Genomic DNA, 18,835 nt, shown 5'->3' with positions numbered 1-18,835 from the left:
GACCGGAAACCCGATGACCCCTGTCTCGCGCGCACTGAAATCGGCCCTGGTGGTAGGGCTGGCGTTGGGCCTGGCGTCCTGCGCGAGCGCGCGGCGGATCCTGCCGTTCGGTCTGGGACAGGATGAGTCGCCCCAGGCGACCGCCAGCGAGGGGACCCGGGTCTCGATCCTGACGTTCGAACAGCAGCTGGCGCCGGCGGCGGGTCTGGCGGGGCGCGACTTCTTCCTGCCGGGACCGGTCGCGGCCACGGCCTGGCCCCTGCCGGGCGGGACCGCGACCAATTCGATCGAGCACTTGATCGCCGCGCCGGAGTTCGCCGTCGCCTGGCGTCGCAAGATCGGTTCCGGCTCCAGCAAGACGCGGCAGGTCATGTCGCCCGTCGTGGCGGACGGCGGGCGCGTGTTCGTGATGGACGGCGAGTCGACCGTCACGGCCGTCGATTCCGGCACGGGCGAGGTGGTCTGGAAGGTCGACGTCAAGCCGGACGGCCGCGAGACGCGCGGTGGGTCCAGCCTGTTCGGCCTGCCGGTGCCTTCGATCGGCGGCGGCGGTGGCGGCGAGCTGACCGGCGGGTTCGGCGGTGGCGTGGCCGTCGGCGGCGGCCGGGTCTATGTCGCCTCCGGCTATCGCACCATGTCGGCGCTGGATGCCGCCACGGGGGCCGTGGTCTGGAGCCAGCCGGTCGACGTGCCGCTGCACGGGGCACCGACCGTCTCGGGCAACCGCGTCTATGTCGTCGACGTCGACAACCAGATCATCGCCTTCAACGCCACGACCGGCCTGCAGGACTGGTCGTATCGCGGCATCATCGAGCCGGCCCGGATCATGCGGGCCTCCAGCCCCGCCGTCAGCGGCGACACGGTGATCGCGCCCTTCTCGTCCGGCGAGGTCGTCGCTCTGCGCGCCGGCAACGGCCAGGCGGTCTGGCAGCAGGTGCTGTCGCGCACCAGCCGCACCAGCGCCCTGTCCGAGATCCGCGACATCGCCGGACGCCCGGTCATCAGCCGCGGCTTCGTCTATGCCGTCAGCCATTCGGGCGTGCTGCAGGCCATGGACATCCGCACCGGTCAGCCGAGATGGAGCCTGCCGGTGGCCGGGGTGAACGCCCCTCTGCCCGCCGGCGACGTGGTCTATGTCGTGTCCAAGTCCGGCGAGCTGACCCTGGTCAACCGCGACACGGGCGCGGTCTACTGGACACGGAACTTGAACGAGGGCCGGATCCGTCAGGAAGGCGGCTTCCTCGGCTACTGGGACCGGACCGTCCGGCCGGAATGGTCGGGGCCGATCCTGGCCTCCAACCGCCTGGTCCTGGTCAACTCCGACGGCGATGCCGTGGCGTTCGATCCCAAGACCGGAGCCGAGACCACGACCCTGCGCCTCGGCGCGCCCGCCTATATCGCCCCCGCCGCCTACAACGGCGCGCTCTATGTCCTGACCGACGACGGCGACCTGGTCAGCATTCGCTGACCTTTCGCCCCAAAATACGCTAGAAGGCCGACATGGCACTGAAGCTCGCCATCGTCGGCCGCCCCAATGTGGGCAAGTCGACACTGTTCAACCGCCTGGTCGGCAAGCGCCTCGCGCTCGTCGACGATCGCCCCGGCGTGACCCGCGACCGCCGCTACGCCGAGGGCAATATCGGCGACATGGACCTGACCCTGATCGACACGGCCGGGTACGAGGACGTCAGCGACGACAGCCTGGAAAGCCGGATGCGCGAGCAGACCGAGCTGGCGCTGGAAGACGGCGACCTGATCCTGTTCATGATGGACGCCCGCGAGGGGGTCACCTCGCTGGACGAGATCTTCGCCGAGCGGCTGAGGAAACAGCACAAGCCCGTCATCCTGCTGGCCAACAAGTCCGAGAGCCGCGAATCGGGCGGCGGGGTGGGCGAGGCCTATTCCCTGGGCTTCGGCGAGCCGGTGGCCATCTCGGCCGAGCACGGCGAGGGGATGGCCGACCTGTATGCCGCCATCCGCGACGCCTCGGTCGACATCTTCGTCGAGGAGATCGACGAACCCGACAAGCCGATCCGCATCGCCATCATCGGCCGTCCCAATGCCGGCAAGTCGACCCTGATCAACCACCTGATCGGCGAGGACCGGCTGCTGACCGGGCCCGAGGCCGGGATCACGCGCGACTCGATCTCGGTCGACTGGGAGTACGAGGGCCAGAACATCCGCCTGGTCGACACCGCCGGCATGCGCCGCAAGGCCCGGGTGCAGGAGAAGCTGGAGAAGCTGTCGGTCGCCGACACCATCCGCGCCATCACCTTCGCCGAGGTCGTGGTGCTGGTGATGGACAAGGACAACGCCTTCGACGTCCAGGACCTGCAGCTGGCCGACCTGGTCGAGCGCGAGGGCCGAGCCCTGGTCTATGTCGCCGCCAAATGGGACCTGGAGGAGAACCCCCAGGCCAAGCTGGCCGACCTGACCCGCATGGCCGAGGACAAGCTGCCGCAGCTGAAGGGCTCGCCCTTCGTGGCCCTGTCGGCCCACTCCGGGCGCGGGGTCGACCGGCTGATGCCGGCGGTGCTGAAGGCCCATGCGACGTGGTCGGTCAAGGTCAAGACCAAGGACCTGAACGACTGGCTGGCCCTGGCGACCCAGAGGCATCCGCCCCCCGCCGTGGACGGCAAGCGGATCAAGACCAAATACATGGCCCAGACCAAGGCCCGGCCGCCGACCTTCGTCCTGTTCGCCAGCCGCGCCGCCAACCTGCCCGAACACTATATCCGCTACCTGACCAACAGCCTGCGCGAGAGCTTCGACCTGCCGGGCACGCCGCTGCGGCTGACCATCAAGGGCGGATCGGACAACCCCTATGCGGCGGGCGGGGCCAAGTCCGGACCGGAACGCTACAAGGGCGACGCCAAGACCGCGCCGCGCGCCGTGCGCAAGAAGTCGGAAGAGGAATCCCACCTGCCCGGCAAGGCGCTGGAGCAGAAGAAGGCCCGCGTGGCCAAGCCGCGCATCATCGGGGCGGTGAAGAACAGCGCGTCCAAGAAGGCGGGCTCTTCGGTGGCGGTGCAGAAGGGCGCGCGCGGCGGAGCGCGTCAGGTGTCGCGTTCGGGCCGGGTGCGGACCGGGCAGAAGCACGCGCCGAAGAAATAGGGCGGAGACTCTTCCGGCCAGGGCGTGTCGATTGACACCCTGCGTTCCTGCCCGGAAGAGTTGATTCGGCGCGGCACGCGGGTTGCAGTCCGGTTGCGCTGCTGTCCTGTAATGAGTCGCGTAGTTCGTTGCCGCTTCCTCTCCGCCAGTCACTCACGGCCCTGATCGAGGCCTATGACCAGGGTCTGGGACCCGTCGAGCGCGAAGCTCGCGCACGGCGGGCGGCCGACGCGCCGATGACCGATCGCGAGATCGCGGCGTTCGCGGACACCCGCTATCCGGCCGAGGTCCGAGCCTTCCTCTCGGCGCACGGCCAGCAGGCCCTGATGCGCGAAGATCTGGCGCGGGCCCTGGTGGTCAGCGCCCCGGTCGCGGCCCGCTCGGCGGTCTCGGGCCCCGCGCCGGTGGTCGACCGGGAGCGTTCCGAGCGACGCGCGGCACGAACCGCCAAGGGCCTGAGACTGGCGGTCCTCGCCCTGGCAGTGGCGGCCGGCGGGCTGATCCTCCACGTCGGCCTGCCGAAGATCCAGGCCGAGAGCGCGTCACCCAAACCCGTGCCGACGACGGTCGAGCCTGCGGTCGCGGTCACCCCGCCCGTGCGCCCTCCAGAGGACAGCCCGTGCCGGCAGGCGCTGCGCACCAATGCGGCGGCCTGGTGTGAAGGCGCCCTGACCGGCACGCGGGCGGCAAGCGCGGCGGCCGCGACGTGCGGCGACCGCCTGGGGACCAACAGCGACACGGTCCGCCGGGCGCTGAACGGGCTGCTCGATGACCAGGGGGAGGGGGGGCGCTACGATCCGGCTGAGGCGCGGGCGCGATGCGCGGCGGCGGCGGAGAGCGTGGTCCCCCGCTAGGCCGCGTCTGGCCTGAGCTGGTTTCCGGTCGCCTCCGGGATCACACCTGCCCCATGCCGCCGTCGACGTGCAGTTCGGAGCCTGCGATGAAGCTGGCCTCGTCGCTCAGAAGAAAGACCGCCGCCGCCGCGACCTCTTCGGGACGGGCCATGCGGCCGAGCGGGATCGGGGCGATCAGGCGCGCGCGAACGTCCTCGGGCACGACGGCCATCATGGCGGTGTCCGTCGGCCCTGGAGCCACGACATTGACGCGGATGCCGCGCGGGGCCAGCTCCAGCGTCCAGGTCCGGGCATAGGAGCGCAACGCCGCCTTGGTCGCCGCATAGGTGCCATAGCCCGACACGCCGATCATCCCGGCGACCGATCCGATCAACACCACCGCCCCGCCCTGACGCATGGCGGGCAGCGCCGCCTGAAGGCCGAAGACCGGGCCGCGCACATTGACCGAAAACAGGCCGTCGAAATGATCCGACGTCACGTCGCCGATCGCCCCGGGCTCGGAGATGCCCGCGTTCAGCACCAGGGCTTCGATGCGGCCATGCGCCTGAACGACGGTCTCGACGGCTCGGGCCAGATCGTCTTGCCGGGCCGCGTCGGCGACGAGACCGCGCGCGCCGTGGCCGATCGCGTCCGCGGCGCCCTCGACCTCGGTCCGGCTGCGGCCGGTGAGGAAGACCGTCGCGCCCTCCTGCGCCAGCGCCCGGGCCGTGGCGAGGCCGATCCCCTTGGCGCCTCCGACCACCAAAGCGATCTTGTCTGTCATGCGAGCCATCGTGCTGTCCTTTGTCATCGATGGCGGATCAGATATACTGGCTGTATCTGATATCAATAACGCACCTGGATTAGCCTAGATATGGCCGACGATACCGACCTCGACCTCCTGTGCACCGATGCGTTCACCCACATGGACGTGGTGCGACCCACGCTCGACCGGATCGCGGACAAATGGACCATTCTGATCCTGACGGTCCTCTGCCCCCGTCCGTCGCGCTTCAACGCGATCAAGCGTCGGCTGGACGGCATCACCCACAAGGCGCTGGCCGATGCCCTGAAGCGGCTGGAGCGGAACGGTCTGGTGACACGCACCGTCCTGCCGACCACGCCGATCGGCGTCGAATACGCGATCACGCCGCTGGGCCATTCGCTACGGCAGCCCTTCGAGGCCATCTGCGCCTGGGCGCTGGCAAACGCACAGGCCGTCGAGACGGCGAGCGCAGACTACGACCGGTCGAAAGCGAGCTGATATGCGGCGCGACAGGGGGCGAACCGCAGCCGATGCTGGCGAGCCGCCATCACGACCCGCGCCACGGGTCGACAAGGGCCGTTGGCACGGGGGCGAGACGCGGACGTCGACGCCCGCCGATCGTTGCCGATCTGAAAGCGAACCCTTGTGTGTCGATCGGCGTCGCGCGTGGGTCCGCCTTCCTGGCCGGGCCGTCGGCACCCCGCCATGGCCAGCCCGATCCAACCGGCCTCTTTCCCCTTGAACATCCCGCCCGACTCCGGCATAAGCCCCCGCTCGCAGGCGGCTCATCCGATGGGCCGCCGCATTTCGTTTTCGCGCTGCCGGGTTTCGATCCGTCGCGCCCGACCCTGAGATTGAGACGGACATGGCTGTTCCGAAGCGCAAAGTATCGCCCTCGCGTCGCAATATGCGGCGTTCGCACGATGCCCTGGGCACCAATGCATACACCGAGGACAAGGACACGGGCGAGCTGCGCCGGTCGCACCACATCGACCTGAAGACCGGCACCTATCGCGGCCGTCAGGTCCTGACGCCCAAGGAAGAGTAGGACTGGAGCGCGGACCTTCCGGTCCGCTCTTCTGCGTCTGATCTTGCGGACCTGCAGGTCCGCGCTCCTTCGAAGTTTGCGGCGCACGGTGTCCCCGTGCGCCGTTTTCGTGCGTTGATGAGGCATCTGTTTCCACAGGAGTGCCTTGCATGATCCGATCCCTGACCGCCGTCGCCGCCACCGCCCTGCTGCTCGCCGCCTGCGGAGAGCCGGAGCCTGCCGCCGCACCCGCCATCGAGACACCGGCCATCGTCCCGCCGGCCCCGGCCGCCGCCACGGCCCCGGCCGCGAATGTGCTGACGGCGCAGGGCTATGGCCCCCTGCGAATCGGCATGACCCGGGCCGAGGTCGTCACGGCTCTGGGCGATGACGCGAGCCCCAACACGGCGGGCGGGGCCGAGCCCGAGGTCTGCGACGTCTGGCGACCGGAACAGGCCCCGGAGGGCGTGCTGGTGATGATCCAGGACGGCGTCCTGACCCGGATCTCGGTCGCCAGGACCACGGCGTGGAAGACTGATCGCGGCTTCGGCGTCGGGGATACCGCCGCAGCGATCAAGGCCGCCTACGGCCCGCTGGTCGTGGCTCAGCCGCACAAATATTCCGCCCCGCCGGCCGAGGACCTGTTCGTCTGGCAGACGGGAGGGCCGGCGACGGCCGGCGAATATGTGCAGGACGCGGCGGCGCGCGGTATCCGCTATGAGATCGGCAGCGACGGCAAGGTCAGCATGGTCCATGTCGGCGGACCGGCGATCCAGCTGGTCGAGGGCTGTTCCTGATTCCATGGAGCGTGGACCTGGAGGTCTGCGGTCCGCGCGCCTTGGCGATTCGCGAGGGCCGGGCTAAACCCCGGCCCTGACTTCCCAGCATCCGCGAAGGCTTAGCCATGACCGACATCGCCGACATCGTCGCCCGCCAGATCCTCGATTCGCGCGGCAACCCCACGGTCGAGGTCGACGTCGTCCTGGACGACGGCAGCTTCGGCCGCGCGGCGGTGCCGTCGGGGGCCTCGACCGGCAAGCATGAGGCGGTCGAGCTGCGCGACGGCGACAAGGACCGCTGGGGCGGCAAGGGCGTGCAGAACGCCATCGACGCGGTCAACGGCGAGATCTTCGACGCCCTGTCCGGCATGGACGCCGAGGACCAGCGCCGCATCGACGAGGCGATGATCACCCTGGACGGCACCGAGAACAAGGGGCGCCTGGGGGCCAACGCCATCCTGGGCGTGTCCCTGGCGGTGGCCAAGGCCAGCGCCATCTCGGTCGGCCTGCCGCTGTTCCGCTATGTCGGCGGCATCTCGGCGCGCGTGCTGCCGACCCCGATGATGAACATCATCAACGGCGGGGCCCATGCCGACAATCCGATCGACATCCAGGAGTTCATGATCCTGCCGACCGGGGCCGAGAGCTTCTCCGAAGGCCTGCGGATGGGGTCGGAGATCTTCCACGCCCTGAAGAAGCAGCTGAAGGACGCCGGCCACAACACCAACGTCGGCGACGAGGGCGGCTTCGCCCCCAACCTGGGGTCGGCCGAGGAGGCGCTGAGCTTCATCACCAAGGCGGGTCAGGCGGCCGGCTATCTGGCCGGGGAGGACTTCCACCTGGCCCTCGACGTCGCCGCGACCGAGTTCTTCAAGGACGGGGCCTACAATATGACCGGTGAGGGCAAGATCCTGGGGGCCGAGGGCATGGTCGCCTATCTGGCCGACCTGTGCGAACGCTTCCCCATCGTCTCGATCGAGGACGGCTGTTCGGAGGACGATTTCGACGGCTGGAAGATGCTGACCGACACCCTTGGCGACCGGGTCCAGATCGTCGGCGACGACCTGTTCGTGACCAATCCGGCCCGTCTGGCGGCCGGGATTGGCGAGGGCCTGGCCAACTCCATCCTGGTCAAGGTCAACCAGATCGGCACCCTGTCCGAGACCCTGGACGCCGTCGATATGGCCCACCGCGCGGGCTATACCGCCGTGATGAGCCACCGCTCGGGCGAGACCGAGGATTCGACCATCGCCGACCTGGCCGTGGCCACCAACTGCGGACAGATCAAGACCGGCTCGCTGGCCCGCTCGGACCGGACGGCCAAGTACAACCAGCTGCTGCGCATCGAGGAACTGCTGGGCGACCAGGCGTCCTACTATGGCGACGGCATGCTGCTGAAATAGGGGCGGGGGAGCGCGGACCTTCAGGTCCGCCTCTTTGGCCCGGGGCAGTCAAGAGCGGACCTGGAGGTCCGCGCTCCCTGGGCCTAGCCGATGCGGGTCCAGCCGAGCGGCTTCAGGATCTCCATCGGCCGGAACTGGGCCTTGTAGTCCATCTTGGTCGAGCCCTCGACCCAATAGCCGAGGTAGACATAGGGCAGGCGCACCGTGTGGGCTTGGCGCACGTGGTCCAGGATGGCGAACACGCCCAGGGACCGCTTGGTCAGGGCCGGATCGAAGAAGCTGTAGACCATCGACAGCCCGTCCGAGAGCAGGTCGCACAGGGTGACCGCGACCAGATCGCCGGGGCCTTCGTCGGTCGTTGGCAGGCGGTATTCGATCAGATGGGTGCGCACGGCCGTGTCCTCGACCATGGCGATATAGTCGGGCCAGGTCATGTCGGTCATGCCGCCGCCGGGGTGGCGGGTCTCGAGATAGCGCTTCAGCAGGGCGAACTGCTCCTGCGTCGCCTCGGCCTCGACCAGGTCGCGCGACAGGTCGGCGTTGCGGGACAGGATCTTGCGCTGACCGCGCGAGGGGGCGAACTCGGGCACCGGCAGGCGGACCGAGATACAGGCGTCGCAACCCTCGCAAGCGGGGCGATAGGCGATGTTCTGGCTGCGCCGGAAGCCGGCGTGGGTCAGTTCGTCGTTGACGTGGGCCCCGTCCGAGAAGGGCAGGTTGGCGAACACCTTCCGCTCCGTCATGCCCGGCAGATAGGGGCAGGGGGCGACCGCCGTCATGAAGAAACGTAACTGACGCGTAGGGACATGCTGCGTCACGTCAGAGCGCCCGCATCCGTTTTCGTGACGACAGGGGCAGACGCGTGTTCATGCGCCGATTTGGCGTCATTCCGGTCCGCGCCGCAAGACCCTTCGCGCCGGAGGATGCCCGGCGCGCGCGTCAAAGGCTCGTGTCCGTCGGCAGGACCGGGGCTTCGCGCAGCAGGACGATGGCGATGCGCCGATTCCCGGCCAGTGAGGGGTCGTCCGGGTACAGAGGATCGGACCCCGCCTTGCCGGCGACGGAGTAGACCCGATCGGCATCGACGCCGGCCGCCTGGAGGATCTGGCGCGAGGCGTCGGCGCGCGAGGCCGACAGGGGCCAGTCGGTGGGGGTCGAGGCCCGTCCGGAGCCGGCGACCGCCGAGGTGTGGCCCGAGATCGACACGCGATTGGGCAGGCGGTTGACCACGCTGGCCACGGCGCGCAGCAGCACCTGGGCCCGGGCATTGGGGCGGGCCGAGTTCTGATCGAACATCGAGCGGCCCTCCTGGTCCACCAGCTGGATGCGCAGGCCCTCGGGGGTCTGGTCGATGATCAGCTGTTTGGACAGCTCGGCCAGCTCGGGGAGGCGCTGCATGGCCTGGCGCAAGGATTCTGCGGCCGAGGCGAACTCGGCGGCCTCGCGCGCGGCGATCTCCTGGCGCAGCTCCTCTTCGGACGCCGCGGCCAGGTTGGCGTTGGTGCCGACCTCTTCCGGGGCGTTCTCGGGGGCCTCGGGGGCCAGTTCCTCGAGCACCGACATCGAGCCTTCGGCCTTGGCCCCGTCCTCGCCCAGGGCGGTGCCGCCCAGGATACCGCCGGAGCCGGAGGTCGACTGCGACACGCTGGCCGGGGCGAAATATTCGGCGATGCCGCGCTTCTGTTCGGGATCGGTGGTGTTGATCAGCCACATCAGCAGGAAGAAGGCCATCATGGCGGTCACGAAGTCCGCATAGGCGACCTTCCAGGCGCCGCCGTGGTGACCCCCGCCGACGACCTTCTTGACCTTCTTGATGACGATCGGACGATCATTCATCGACGACATGCTGGCGGGCCCCGGATAACGACGGCCGACCGTGCGCGATCAAGGTTAAGGCCACGTATCTATCTGGGCGGTTGTCGCCGCCGCGACTTGCCCCTAAACCCACCGGCCAGTGCGGATGTGGCGAAACTGGTAGACGCACCAGATTTAGGTTCTGGCATCGCAAGATGTGGAGGTTCGAGTCCTCTCATCCGCACCAAAGCAAAAGCCCGGAGCCACGCTCCGGGCTTTTCCGTTCCAGGATCTCGGAGAGACCTAGTCCTTCTGGTTGTCGACGCCGGTGCCCATGGCCTCGGCGGGGGACGACATCGTGGTTTCCTCGGTGATGTCGATGCCCTTGGCGAGCTTGGAGTTCCAGAAGCCGTAGGCGGCATAGATGATCGCGCCGACGACGGCGTAGCCACCCAGCAGCATCAGGGGCAGGGGGTTGTCCTCGGCCGCGTGCTGGAACATCGGGATCAGGTTCTGGCTGGCCAGGAACAGGCAGGCCAGGATGCCTAGGACCGCCGTGAAGATGCCGCCGGGGACCTTGAAGGGCCGGGGCATTTCCGGGTGCTTGATGCGCAGGAAGATCACGCTCAGGCAGACGATCGAGAAGGCCGTGGCCGTGCCCAGGGACACCAGGTCGCCCAGGATCGAAATCGGCAGGAAGGCCGCCGCGATGGCGATCAGCAGACCCAGCAGGATGGTGCCGATCCAGGGCGTGCGGAACTTGGGATGGATGACGGCGAAGGCGCGCGGCAGCAGGCCGTCGCGCGCCATGGTGTAGAAGATCCGCGTCTGGCCGTAGCAGAGCACCAGCATGACCGAGCTGAGGCCGGTGATGGCCCCGATCTTGATCATGAAGCTGATCAGGTTCAGCGGCTCGCCGCTGGCCAGGATGATCGGCGTATCGGCCCATCCCAGGCTCATCCGGTCGATGGCGACGGCGACGGGGGCCGGGCTGGCCAGCTCCAGATAGGGCACCACGCCGGTCATGACGGCGGCCACGGCCATGTAGATCAGGGTGCAGACGAACAGGGCGCCCAGGATGCCGAAGGGCACGTCCTTGGAGGGGTTCTTGGCCTCGGCCGCGGCGGTCGAGACGGCCTCGAAGCCGACGTAGGCGAAGAAGATGATGGCCGCGCCCCGGAAGATGCCGCCGATGCCGAACTGGCCGGCGACGCCGGTCGGTTCAGGGATGAAGGGCACCCAGTTGTCCGGGTTCACATAGCCGATGCCGACCGCGATGAAGGTCAGCAGGACGATGATCTTGATGATCACGATGGCGTTGTTGATGTTGGCCGACTCGGACACGCCGAGCACCAGCAGGCCGCAGACCGAGGCGATGCCGATGGCCGCGACCAGGTTGAAGGTGCCGGTCAGGGGGAAGGAGGTGGCGCCGGCGCTCTGGACCAGCTGGACCAGGGGGGTGGCCCACTGGGGACCTTCGCCGCCGGCGTACTGGATGACCGGGAAGATCTGCTGGCTGATGCCGAAATCGCTGAGGATCGAAACCACATAGCCGGACCAGCCGACCGCCACGGTCGAGGCCGCGACGCCGTATTCCAGCACCAGCAGCCAGCCCATGATCCAGGCGAAGACCTCGCCCAGGGTGCCGTAGGCATAGGTATAGGCCGAGCCGGACACCGGCATGGTCGAGGCCAGCTCGGCGTAGCACAGGCCCGCCAGGCCGCAGGCGACGCCCGCGACGATGAAGGACAGCATGATGGCCGGGCCGGCGTTGGCGGCGGCGACCTGCCCGGTCAAAACGAAGATGCCGGCCCCGATGATGGCGCCGATCCCCAGACTCATCAGGTTCCATTTGCCGAGCGTGCGCTTCAACTCGCTCTTCGCGGCCTCCTTCTGAATTTGTGCGACGGATTTCTTGAGGAACAGACGGTTCCCCTTGGGCCTGAGGCCAGTTGCGGACATGAAGTCTCGCCCCCTGAATACGCGACGACCCTCCCCGGGCCGCCTTCCAGCGGCGGACGCTAGCGAGGGAAGCTCGCAGGTGCAACGCGGTTTCCGAACGATGAAGGCGGCACGACGCTTTCGTGACCGCCAAAGTGGCGTGGTGGACGCGGTTTCGTGGCGACATCGGACGGATCGGGTTAGGCAGCGGCCATGATCCTGCCGATCCACGCCGTTCTGGACGACCTGAAGGCCGCGATGGCGTCCAGCCCCGCCGTGGTCCTGGCGGCCCCGCCGGGCGCGGGCAAGACGACGGTCGTGCCCCTGGTCCTGCTGGACGCCCCGTGGCGCGGGGACGGGCGGATCCTGGTGCTGGAACCGCGGCGGCTGGCGGCCCGGGCGGCGGCGGAGCGGATGGCGGAGACGCTGGGCCAGGCGACCGGCGACGTCGTGGGCTATCGCACCCGGCTGCAGAGCCGGATCGGGCCGGGGACGCGGATCGAGGTCATCACCGAGGGCGTCTTCACCCGCATGATCCTGGACGATCCGGGGCTGGACGGCGTGGCGGCGGTGCTGTTCGACGAGTTCCACGAGCGCAGTCTGGACGCCGATCTGGGCCTGGCCCTGGCGCGGGACAGCCAGGGCGTGCTGCGCGAGGACCTGAAGCTGCTGGTCATGTCGGCGACGCTGGACATCGCCGGCATCTCCCGCCTGCTGGCGGGGCCCGACGGCGTCGGCGCGCCGGTGATCGAGGCCCAGGGCCGGGCCTTCCCGGTCGAGACCCTTTATCTGGGCCGCAACCCGGTCGAGCGGATCGAGGACGCCATGGCCCGGGCCTGTCTGACGGCGTTGGGCGAGCAGTCGGGCTCGGTCCTCGCCTTTCTGCCGGGGCAGGGCGAGATCCACCGCACGGCTCAGCGGCTGAACGAGCGTTTGCGCGACCCCGCCGTCGATGTCGTGCCGCTGTTCGGGGCGATGGAGAAGGGGGCGCAGGACCGGGCCATCGAGCCGTCGCCGCCCGGGCGTCGCAAGGTGGTGCTGGCGACCTCGGTGGCCGAGACTAGCCTGACCATCGAGGGGGTGCGGGTGGTGATCGACAGCGGCCTGTCGCGCGTGCCCCGGTTCGAACCGTCCAGCGGCCTGACGCGGCTGGCGACGGTGCGGGTCAGCCGCTCCTCGGCCGAGCAGCGGCGCGGCCGGGCCGGGCGGACCCAGCCCGGGGTCTGCTACCGGCTGTGGGACGAGGAGGCCACGCGGGGCCTGGTCCCGCATCAGCGGCCGGAGATGCTGGAGGCCGATCTGACGGGGCTGGCGCTGGATCTGGCGCGGTGGGGGGCACGCACGACCGAAGGTCTGGCCCTGCTGGACGCGCCGCCGAAGGGGGCCATGGCCGAGGCCAGGGCGGTGCTGACGCGGCTGGGGGCGCTGGACGCGGCCGGGGCGCTGACGCCGCATGGACAGCGGCTGACGCGGATGCCGCTGACGCCGCGCCTGGCGCATCTGGTGACGGTGGCGGCGGATGGGGGCGAGGCGAAACTGGGCGCGCGGATCGCGGCGGTGCTGAGCGAGCCCGGCCTGGGTGGAAACGCGGTCGACCTGCGCGACCGGCTGCGGGGCCTGGATCAGGACCGCAGCCCCCGCGCCAGCGACGCGCGCAAGCTGGTTGACCGGTGGGCCAAGGCGGCCGTGAGCGGGGCAGGGCCGAACCGTGACGGCGGGGTCGACGTCGGCACCCTGCTGGCCGAGGCCTTTCCGGAGCGGGTGGCGCGGGCGCGGGGCAAGGCGGGGGAGGTGCTGCTGGCGTCCGGGCGCGGCGCCTTTGTAGACCCGACCGATCCGCTGGCGGCCGAGCCGTGGCTGGCGGTCGGCGATCTGGGTGGCGGCGAGACCCGCGATCGCATCAGATTGGCGGCCCCGCTGGACCCCGCGACGCTGGAAGGGCGGATGACGACCGAGGACCGGCTGGCGCAGGAGCCCTCGGGTCGGCGGGTAGTGCGCCGGGTTCGTCGTCTGGGCGCGATCGTGGTGGACGAGCGGGTGGTCGGGGCCCCGGATCGGGCCATGGTCACCGCCGCCCTGAAGGCTGACATCGAGCGGGACGGGCTTTCGGCCCTACGCTGGGGCGAGCGGGCGACCGGTCTGCGTGCCCGACTGGCCTTCCTGCACGGTCTGGAAGAGGGCTGGCCGGATGTCTCGGACGCCGGGCTGTTGGCCGCGCGGGAGACGTGGCTGTGGCCGCTGCTGGCCCACGTGCAGTCGCTGGAAAGCATCGCAGACGGTCCGCTGGAGGCGGCCCTGCTGACGCTGGTGGCCTGGGACCGGCATCGCGACCTCGACGCCCTGGCCCCGCCGAGACTGGTCACCCCCCTGGGTTCGGCCGCGATCGACTATGCGGCGCACGGCGGTCCGAGGGTCGATATCCGGGTGCAGGAACTGTTCGGCCTGCGCGCGCATCCCACGGTAGGTGGCGGCCGCGTGCCCCTGACCCTGGCTTTGCTGTCCCCCGCGCGGCGGCCGGTGCAGGTGACCAAGGACCTGCCTGGCTTCTGGGCCGGGTCGTGGAAGGCGGTGCGGGCCGATATGCGCGGGCGCTATCCGCGCCACCCCTGGCCCGAGAACCCGGCCGAGGCCCCGCCGACCAACCGGGTCAAGCCACGCGGAACCTGAGCGTCACCGTTGGCGGCTTGACGGCACCGTCCCGGCCCCGCATCCCTTGGCCCCATGACCGACAGCGCGATCGAACCGTCCAGGACGTCCCACAGCCGGGTGCTGTTCGCCAGTCTGATCGGCACGACGATCGAGTTCTTCGACTTCTACATCTATGCGACGGCGGCGGTGCTGGTGTTCCCGACGCTGTTCTTCCCGGGCGGCGACGCGACCACGGCGATGCTGAGCTCGTTCGCCACCTTCGCCATCGCCTTCTTCGCCCGGCCGGTCGGGGCCGTGGTCTTCGGCCATTTCGGGGACCGGGTCGGGCGCAAAGCGACCCTGGTCGTGGCCCTGATGACCATGGGCGTCTCGACGGTCGCCATCGGCCTGTTGCCGACCTATGCCCAGGTCGGGGTCCTGGCCCCCCTGCTGCTGGCCCTGTGCCGATTCGGCCAGGGTCTGGGGCTGGGCGGCGAGTGGGGCGGGGCCGTGCTGCTGGCCACCGAGAACGCGCCCCAGGGCCGCAAGGCCTGGTTCGGCATGTTCCCGCAGCTGGGGGCCCCGATCGGCTTCCTGCTGTCGACCGGCTCCTTCATCCTGCTGACCGCCCTGATGGCGGAGGCTGACTTCCTGGCCTGGGGCTGGCGGATCCCGTTCGTGGCCAGCGCGGTGCTGGTGTTCGTCGGCCTGTGGGTGCGGCTGAAGATCCACGAGACGCCAGAGTTCGCCAGGGTCATCGCCCGGGCCGAGCGCGTGCGGGCCCCGATCCTGACCCTGTTCGCCCGCTACAAGGGCGCCCTGGCCCTGGGGGCCCTGGGCGGGACGACGACCTTCGTGATCTTCTACCTGCTGACGGTCTGGGCCCTGGCCTGGGCGACCAGCGAGATGGGGCTGTCGCGGGCCGACATCCTGCCGATCCAGCTGATCGGGGTGCTGTTCTTCGGGGCCTTCATCCCGATCGCGGCCCTGGCCGCCGACCAGTTCGGGCAGCTGAAGGTGCTGATGCTGGCCTCGATCGGCATCGGCCTGTTCGGCTTCGCCATCGGGCCACTGTTCGGTCTGGGCCTGAACGGGCTGCTGTTCTTCTTCGCCATCGGTTTCGCCCTGATGGGCTGCACCTACGGCCCGCTCAGCGCCGCCATGGCGCGGCCCTTTCCGACGGCGGTGCGCTATACGGGGGCGTCGATGGCCTTCAACCTGTCCGGCATCCTGGGCGCCTCCCTGGCCCCCTATATCGCCACGACCCTGGCGCGGACCCACGGCCTGGGCGCCGTGGGCCTGTATCTGACGGGGGCGGCCGTGCTGACCACGCTCGCCCTGTGGGCCATGACCCGGCTGAGGAACGAGGAAGAGTCCGCCTGAGCTACAGCCCGTCGGTCACGGCATAGGCCATGATCCCGGTGGCGATGGCCAGGTTCAGGCTGTCGGCCCGGCCGCGCATCGGGATCTTCACAGTGACGTCGCAGGCGGCGGCCAGGGCGTCGGTGAGGCCGGCCTGTTCATTGCCCATCAGGATCAGGGTCGGAGCGGTGTAGGGGGCGTCGCGATAGCCGGCGGTGGCGTCCAGCCGGGTGCCGACGACGCGGCCGGGCCAGGTCGCGCGCCAGGCCAGGAAGGCCTCGGCCGTGCAGCGGACCAGGGCGACGGCGAAGACACTGCCCATGGTCGCGCGGACGGCCTCGACCGAGAAGGGATCGACGCAGTCGCCGATCAGGATGACCCCCCCGCAGCCGGCCGCATCGGCGGTGCGGATGATGGTGCCGAGGTTGCCGGGATCGCGCACCTGTTCCAGGGCGATCCAGCAGGGGGCCGAGGCCGGGTCGATCTGGTCCAGGCGTGAATAGGCCTGATCGAACACGCCCAGCACCGTCTGCGGATTCTCGCGGCGGCTGATCTTCTCAAGAATGGGATGGGTGACGGTGACGATCTCGCCGCCGGCCTCCAGCGTCGCCGCGCGGGCGCGGTCCAGCAGCGGATGAGGCCGCGCCTCGATCCCGACCATCAGCAGGCGCGGGGCCCGGCCCTGGTCCAGGGCCTCGCCGATGAATTTCAGCCCCTCGGCCAGGAACTGACCCGTGGCCTCGCGTTCCTTGCGCATGTGCAGGGCGCGGACGGCCTTGACCGTGTCGTTGGTCAGGGAGGTGACGAGGCGCTCGTCGCTCATGACGCGCTCCACCGGGCAAAGAAGGACAGGCCGATGGCGCGCGCGTCCGGGCCGTCCTCCGACAGAGCCAGTTCGCCCCAGTCGACCCGACCGGACCGGTTCGCCGTCGCCTCGAGCATCAGATGGGCCAGGGACAGGCCCGACACCCGGGCGGCATAGGCGTTGAGCAGCAGGAAGTCCGCGTCGTCGGACAACAGGCTGGCGCAGTCTTTCAGCAAGGCGGGCATGTCCTCGAACAGCCGCCAGACCTCGCCCGTCGGGCCGCGACCGTATTTGGGCGGGTCCAGGATGATGCCGTCGTAGCGCGAGCCGCGTCGGACCTCGCGCGCCACCCATTTGCGGGCGTCCTCGACGATCCAGCGGATCGGGTGGTCGGACAGGCCGGAGAGCTCGGCGTTCTCGCGGGCCCAGGCGACGGACTTCTTGGAGGCGTCGACATGGGTGACCTCGGCCCCCGCCGCCGCGCAGGCCAGGCTGGCCACGCCGGTATAGCCGAACAGGTTCAGGATCTTGGGCGGGTTGGAGGCCCGGGCCCGCACGCGGGCATCCAGCCACTCCCAGTTGGCGGCCTGCTCCGGGAAGAAGGCCAGGTGGCGGAAGGGGGTGAACCGGCCCGTGAACCGAACGTCGCGCCAGGCCAGGGGAAAGGTGTCGATGGCCGGCCCCGCGAACCGCCAGCGGCCGTCGTCGTCCTCGTCTTGCGCCTGCGGGTCGAAGACGGCGTCGGGCCGGTCGAAGGCCGCGGCCTCGCGCGGCTGCCAGAAGCACTGGGGCTCCGGCCGGACGACGGTGTGAGGGCCGTACCGTTCCAGCTTCTTGCCCGCGCCGGAGTCCAGCAGAGCGTAGTCGGACCAGCCGCGGGTGAGCAGGGTCTGGGGTTCGGAAGCGAGGACGGCGGGCATGCGACAGGCCTTATGCCGTCAGGCGGCTCGGCGTCCAGCCATAGGGACGACAAGCCGTGGGCGCGCCGCGAGATCGACGGCGTCCGGCGCGTGGCGGGTCTTGTTCCAGGTGAAGGGTTCGTGGATCAGGCGGACCAGGGCGTGGCCGAAGGCCAGGGTCAGCATCGACCAGTAGAGGGGCGACTGGAGCGCATCGGTCAGCCGGTAGTCCAGGCCGGCCCGCCGGGCCCCGACCCAGGCATTGACCCATGCGGCCGCGATGCCGAGGCCGAGCACGCCCAGGGCTGCCACGGGCGCGCGGGGCGCCAGCCCGGCCGCCCCGGCGATCAGCACCAAAGCGGCCAGCCAGGCCAGGGACACCGCATGAAGGGCGGCCGCGATGACCGGGGCGGCGACCGTCATCATCAGGGCGATCAGACCCCGCCATCCCAGGCACCGGAGCGCGCGGGTGTGGACGCCGCAGGTCTGCATATAGCCCTTCAACCAGCGCGTCCGCTGCGGCAGCCAGGCCTCCAGACCGCCCGGCGGCGGCTCGTGCGTCGGGCAGGTCAGCACCCCCAGGGTCCCCCCGGCGCGCCACAGGCGGAAGCCGAGATCGGCGTCCTCGGTGACGTTGTGGGCGTCCCAGCCGCCGACGGTCCGCAGGCGCTCGGTCCGGAAGTGGTTGCTGGTGCCGCCCAGCGGAAAGGGGAGCCCCAGCCGCGCCATGGCGGGCAGGGTGACTTCAAACAGACCGGCGTATTCGAGCGCGAACTGCCGGTCCAGGAAGGGGGTCCGCGTCCGATCCGAAAGCCGGATGCGCAACGGGGCCTGCAGGGTCGCCAGGGTCGAGGCGCGATCGGCGGCGAAGCGCGCGGCCGCTTCGCGAAGCTGCAGCGGATGCGGATCGTCCTCGGCGTCGTAGACGGTGATCAGGTCTCCCGTCGCGCGGGCCAGGCCGACGTTCAGGGCTCGGGGCTTGGTGCGGGGCTCGCCGGGCGGCACCAGGACGATCGAGAGCCAGTCCGGGCGGTCGGCGTGCCAGGCCGCGTCGATCGTCTCGCGATCATGCGCCTCCAGCAGGAGAAAGGCCTCCAGCCGGTCCGGCGGATAGTCGATGGCGGCGAGGCGGCTGACGATCTGGTCGACGATCGCCGCCTCGTCGAGGAGGGCGACTAGGATGGTATAGCGCGGAAGGGCGGCGATGTCGGCGAGGGGGCCAGCATCCACCGGGAGCGCCACCATCATCACGATCCGCCAGGTGGCGACGGCGACGAAGATCGATTGGAGTGTCCCGATCAGGACCGCACCGGTCGTGATCGGCGCAGACCCGAGGCCTACCGCCGCGGCGACGACCATGGCGATCGCCGCCGCGGCCTGCGCGCGGGTCAGGCTGCGGCGCTTCGCCCACTCGTCGAATGGTCGGATCAACGGATCACGGCCCCCCAACCGCACGTCATCGTCATTCGTAGGTGGCCGGTGGC

General features: G+C 70.0%; 15 protein-coding genes, 1 tRNA gene and 1 pseudogene. 10 read left to right on the top strand and 7 right to left on the bottom strand.

Features of this window, described 5'->3' with window-relative positions; genetic code table 11:
- The first annotated feature begins 13 nt into the window (after window positions 1-13).
- From BZG35_RS11395 to BZG35_RS11385, 3 genes are all read left to right on the top strand, one after another.
- Window positions 14-1,468, top strand: coding sequence for a PQQ-binding-like beta-propeller repeat protein (locus BZG35_RS11395; protein WP_077355756.1), 1,455 nt, complete (start codon window positions 14-16; stop codon window positions 1,466-1,468).
- A gap of 32 nt (window positions 1,469-1,500) precedes the next feature.
- Complete coding sequence (gene der / locus BZG35_RS11390) at window positions 1,501-3,114, top strand: ribosome biogenesis GTPase Der (protein ID WP_077355755.1); 1,614 nt, start codon at window positions 1,501-1,503, stop codon at window positions 3,112-3,114.
- Between the two features lie 128 nt (window positions 3,115-3,242).
- Entirely contained in the window at window positions 3,243-3,968 is a 726-nt protein-coding gene (locus BZG35_RS11385) for a hypothetical protein (RefSeq protein WP_077355754.1), read from the top strand.
- Between the two features lie 40 nt (window positions 3,969-4,008).
- Here the strand turns inward: BZG35_RS11385 and BZG35_RS11380 are convergent, their stop codons facing one another.
- Window positions 4,009-4,740 (bottom strand): SDR family NAD(P)-dependent oxidoreductase, encoded by a 732-nt coding sequence (locus BZG35_RS11380; RefSeq protein WP_077358074.1) that lies wholly within the window; start codon window positions 4,738-4,740, stop codon window positions 4,009-4,011.
- An 81-nt stretch (window positions 4,741-4,821) separates the two neighbouring features.
- Here BZG35_RS11380 and BZG35_RS11375 point away from each other — a divergent pair, with 81 nt between their 5' ends.
- The 4 genes from BZG35_RS11375 to eno all read left to right on the top strand — a co-directional run bounded on the left by BZG35_RS11375 (window position 4,822) and on the right by eno (window position 7,922).
- The gene (locus tag BZG35_RS11375) at window positions 4,822-5,211 is read left to right on the top strand and encodes a helix-turn-helix domain-containing protein (protein WP_077355753.1); all 390 of its coding nucleotides are present in this window, start codon (window positions 4,822-4,824) and stop codon (window positions 5,209-5,211) included.
- 367 nt (window positions 5,212-5,578) lie between these two features.
- Complete coding sequence (gene rpmF, locus BZG35_RS11370) at window positions 5,579-5,761, top strand: 50S ribosomal protein L32 (RefSeq protein WP_013269941.1); 183 nt, start codon at window positions 5,579-5,581, stop codon at window positions 5,759-5,761.
- 149 nt (window positions 5,762-5,910) lie between these two features.
- Entirely contained in the window at window positions 5,911-6,537 is a 627-nt protein-coding gene (locus tag BZG35_RS11365) for a hypothetical protein (RefSeq protein ID WP_077355752.1), read from the top strand.
- A 107-nt stretch (window positions 6,538-6,644) separates the two neighbouring features.
- Window positions 6,645-7,922, top strand: coding sequence for a phosphopyruvate hydratase (gene eno / locus BZG35_RS11360; RefSeq protein ID WP_077355751.1), 1,278 nt, complete (start codon window positions 6,645-6,647; stop codon window positions 7,920-7,922).
- Between the two features lie 55 nt (window positions 7,923-7,977).
- On the opposite strand, the pseudogene BZG35_RS11355 reads toward eno, so the two are convergent.
- Together BZG35_RS11355 and BZG35_RS11350 are read right to left on the bottom strand one after the other, a co-directional pair.
- Window positions 7,978-8,740, bottom strand: a pseudogene (locus tag BZG35_RS11355) (arginyltransferase); the annotation flags it as partial.
- A 121-nt stretch (window positions 8,741-8,861) separates the two neighbouring features.
- Entirely contained in the window at window positions 8,862-9,767 is a 906-nt protein-coding gene (locus BZG35_RS11350) for a flagellar motor protein MotB (protein WP_077355749.1), read from the bottom strand.
- Window positions 9,768-9,878: 111 nt separating this feature from the next.
- Between BZG35_RS11350 and BZG35_RS11345 the strand changes: the two genes are divergently transcribed.
- A tRNA-Leu gene (locus BZG35_RS11345) sits at window positions 9,879-9,963 on the top strand.
- Window positions 9,964-10,019: 56 nt separating this feature from the next.
- On the opposite strand, the gene BZG35_RS11340 is transcribed toward BZG35_RS11345, so the two are convergent.
- Complete coding sequence (locus tag BZG35_RS11340; RefSeq protein WP_077355748.1) at window positions 10,020-11,678, bottom strand: amino acid permease; 1,659 nt, start codon at window positions 11,676-11,678, stop codon at window positions 10,020-10,022.
- Window positions 11,679-11,870: 192 nt separating this feature from the next.
- On the opposite strand from BZG35_RS11340, the gene hrpB reads away from it, so the two are divergent.
- Both hrpB and BZG35_RS11330 read left to right on the top strand, forming a co-directional pair.
- The gene (hrpB, locus tag BZG35_RS11335) at window positions 11,871-14,324 is read left to right on the top strand and encodes an ATP-dependent helicase HrpB (protein WP_253189150.1); all 2,454 of its coding nucleotides are present in this window, start codon (window positions 11,871-11,873) and stop codon (window positions 14,322-14,324) included.
- Window positions 14,325-14,378: 54 nt separating this feature from the next.
- Window positions 14,379-15,668 (top strand): MFS transporter, encoded by a 1,290-nt coding sequence (locus BZG35_RS11330; RefSeq protein WP_077355747.1) that lies wholly within the window; start codon window positions 14,379-14,381, stop codon window positions 15,666-15,668.
- 1 nt (window position 15,669) lies between these two features.
- On the opposite strand, the gene BZG35_RS11325 is transcribed toward BZG35_RS11330, so the two are convergent.
- From BZG35_RS11325 to BZG35_RS11315, 3 genes are read right to left on the bottom strand one after another with little or no spacing between them, the layout of a single operon-like run.
- Window positions 15,670-16,470, bottom strand: coding sequence for an RNA methyltransferase (locus tag BZG35_RS11325; protein WP_077355746.1), 801 nt, complete (start codon window positions 16,468-16,470; stop codon window positions 15,670-15,672).
- Window positions 16,467-17,372 (bottom strand): class I SAM-dependent methyltransferase, encoded by a 906-nt coding sequence (locus BZG35_RS11320; RefSeq protein ID WP_077355745.1) that lies wholly within the window; start codon window positions 17,370-17,372, stop codon window positions 16,467-16,469. Before BZG35_RS11320 ends, BZG35_RS11325 begins: the two co-directional genes overlap by 4 nt.
- A gap of 18 nt (window positions 17,373-17,390) precedes the next feature.
- Window positions 17,391-18,782: a glycosyltransferase family 2 protein gene (locus BZG35_RS11315; RefSeq protein ID WP_253189149.1), complete on the bottom strand. Its 1,392-nt coding sequence runs from the start codon at window positions 18,780-18,782 to the stop codon at window positions 17,391-17,393.
- Window positions 18,783-18,835: the final 53 nt, after the last annotated feature.

Source organism: Brevundimonas sp. LM2 (genome assembly GCF_002002865.1).
GTDB lineage: Bacteria > Pseudomonadota > Alphaproteobacteria > Caulobacterales > Caulobacteraceae > Brevundimonas.
The sequence above is the reverse complement of the archived record's forward strand: the minus strand, read 5'-3'. Positions and strand labels throughout refer to the sequence as shown.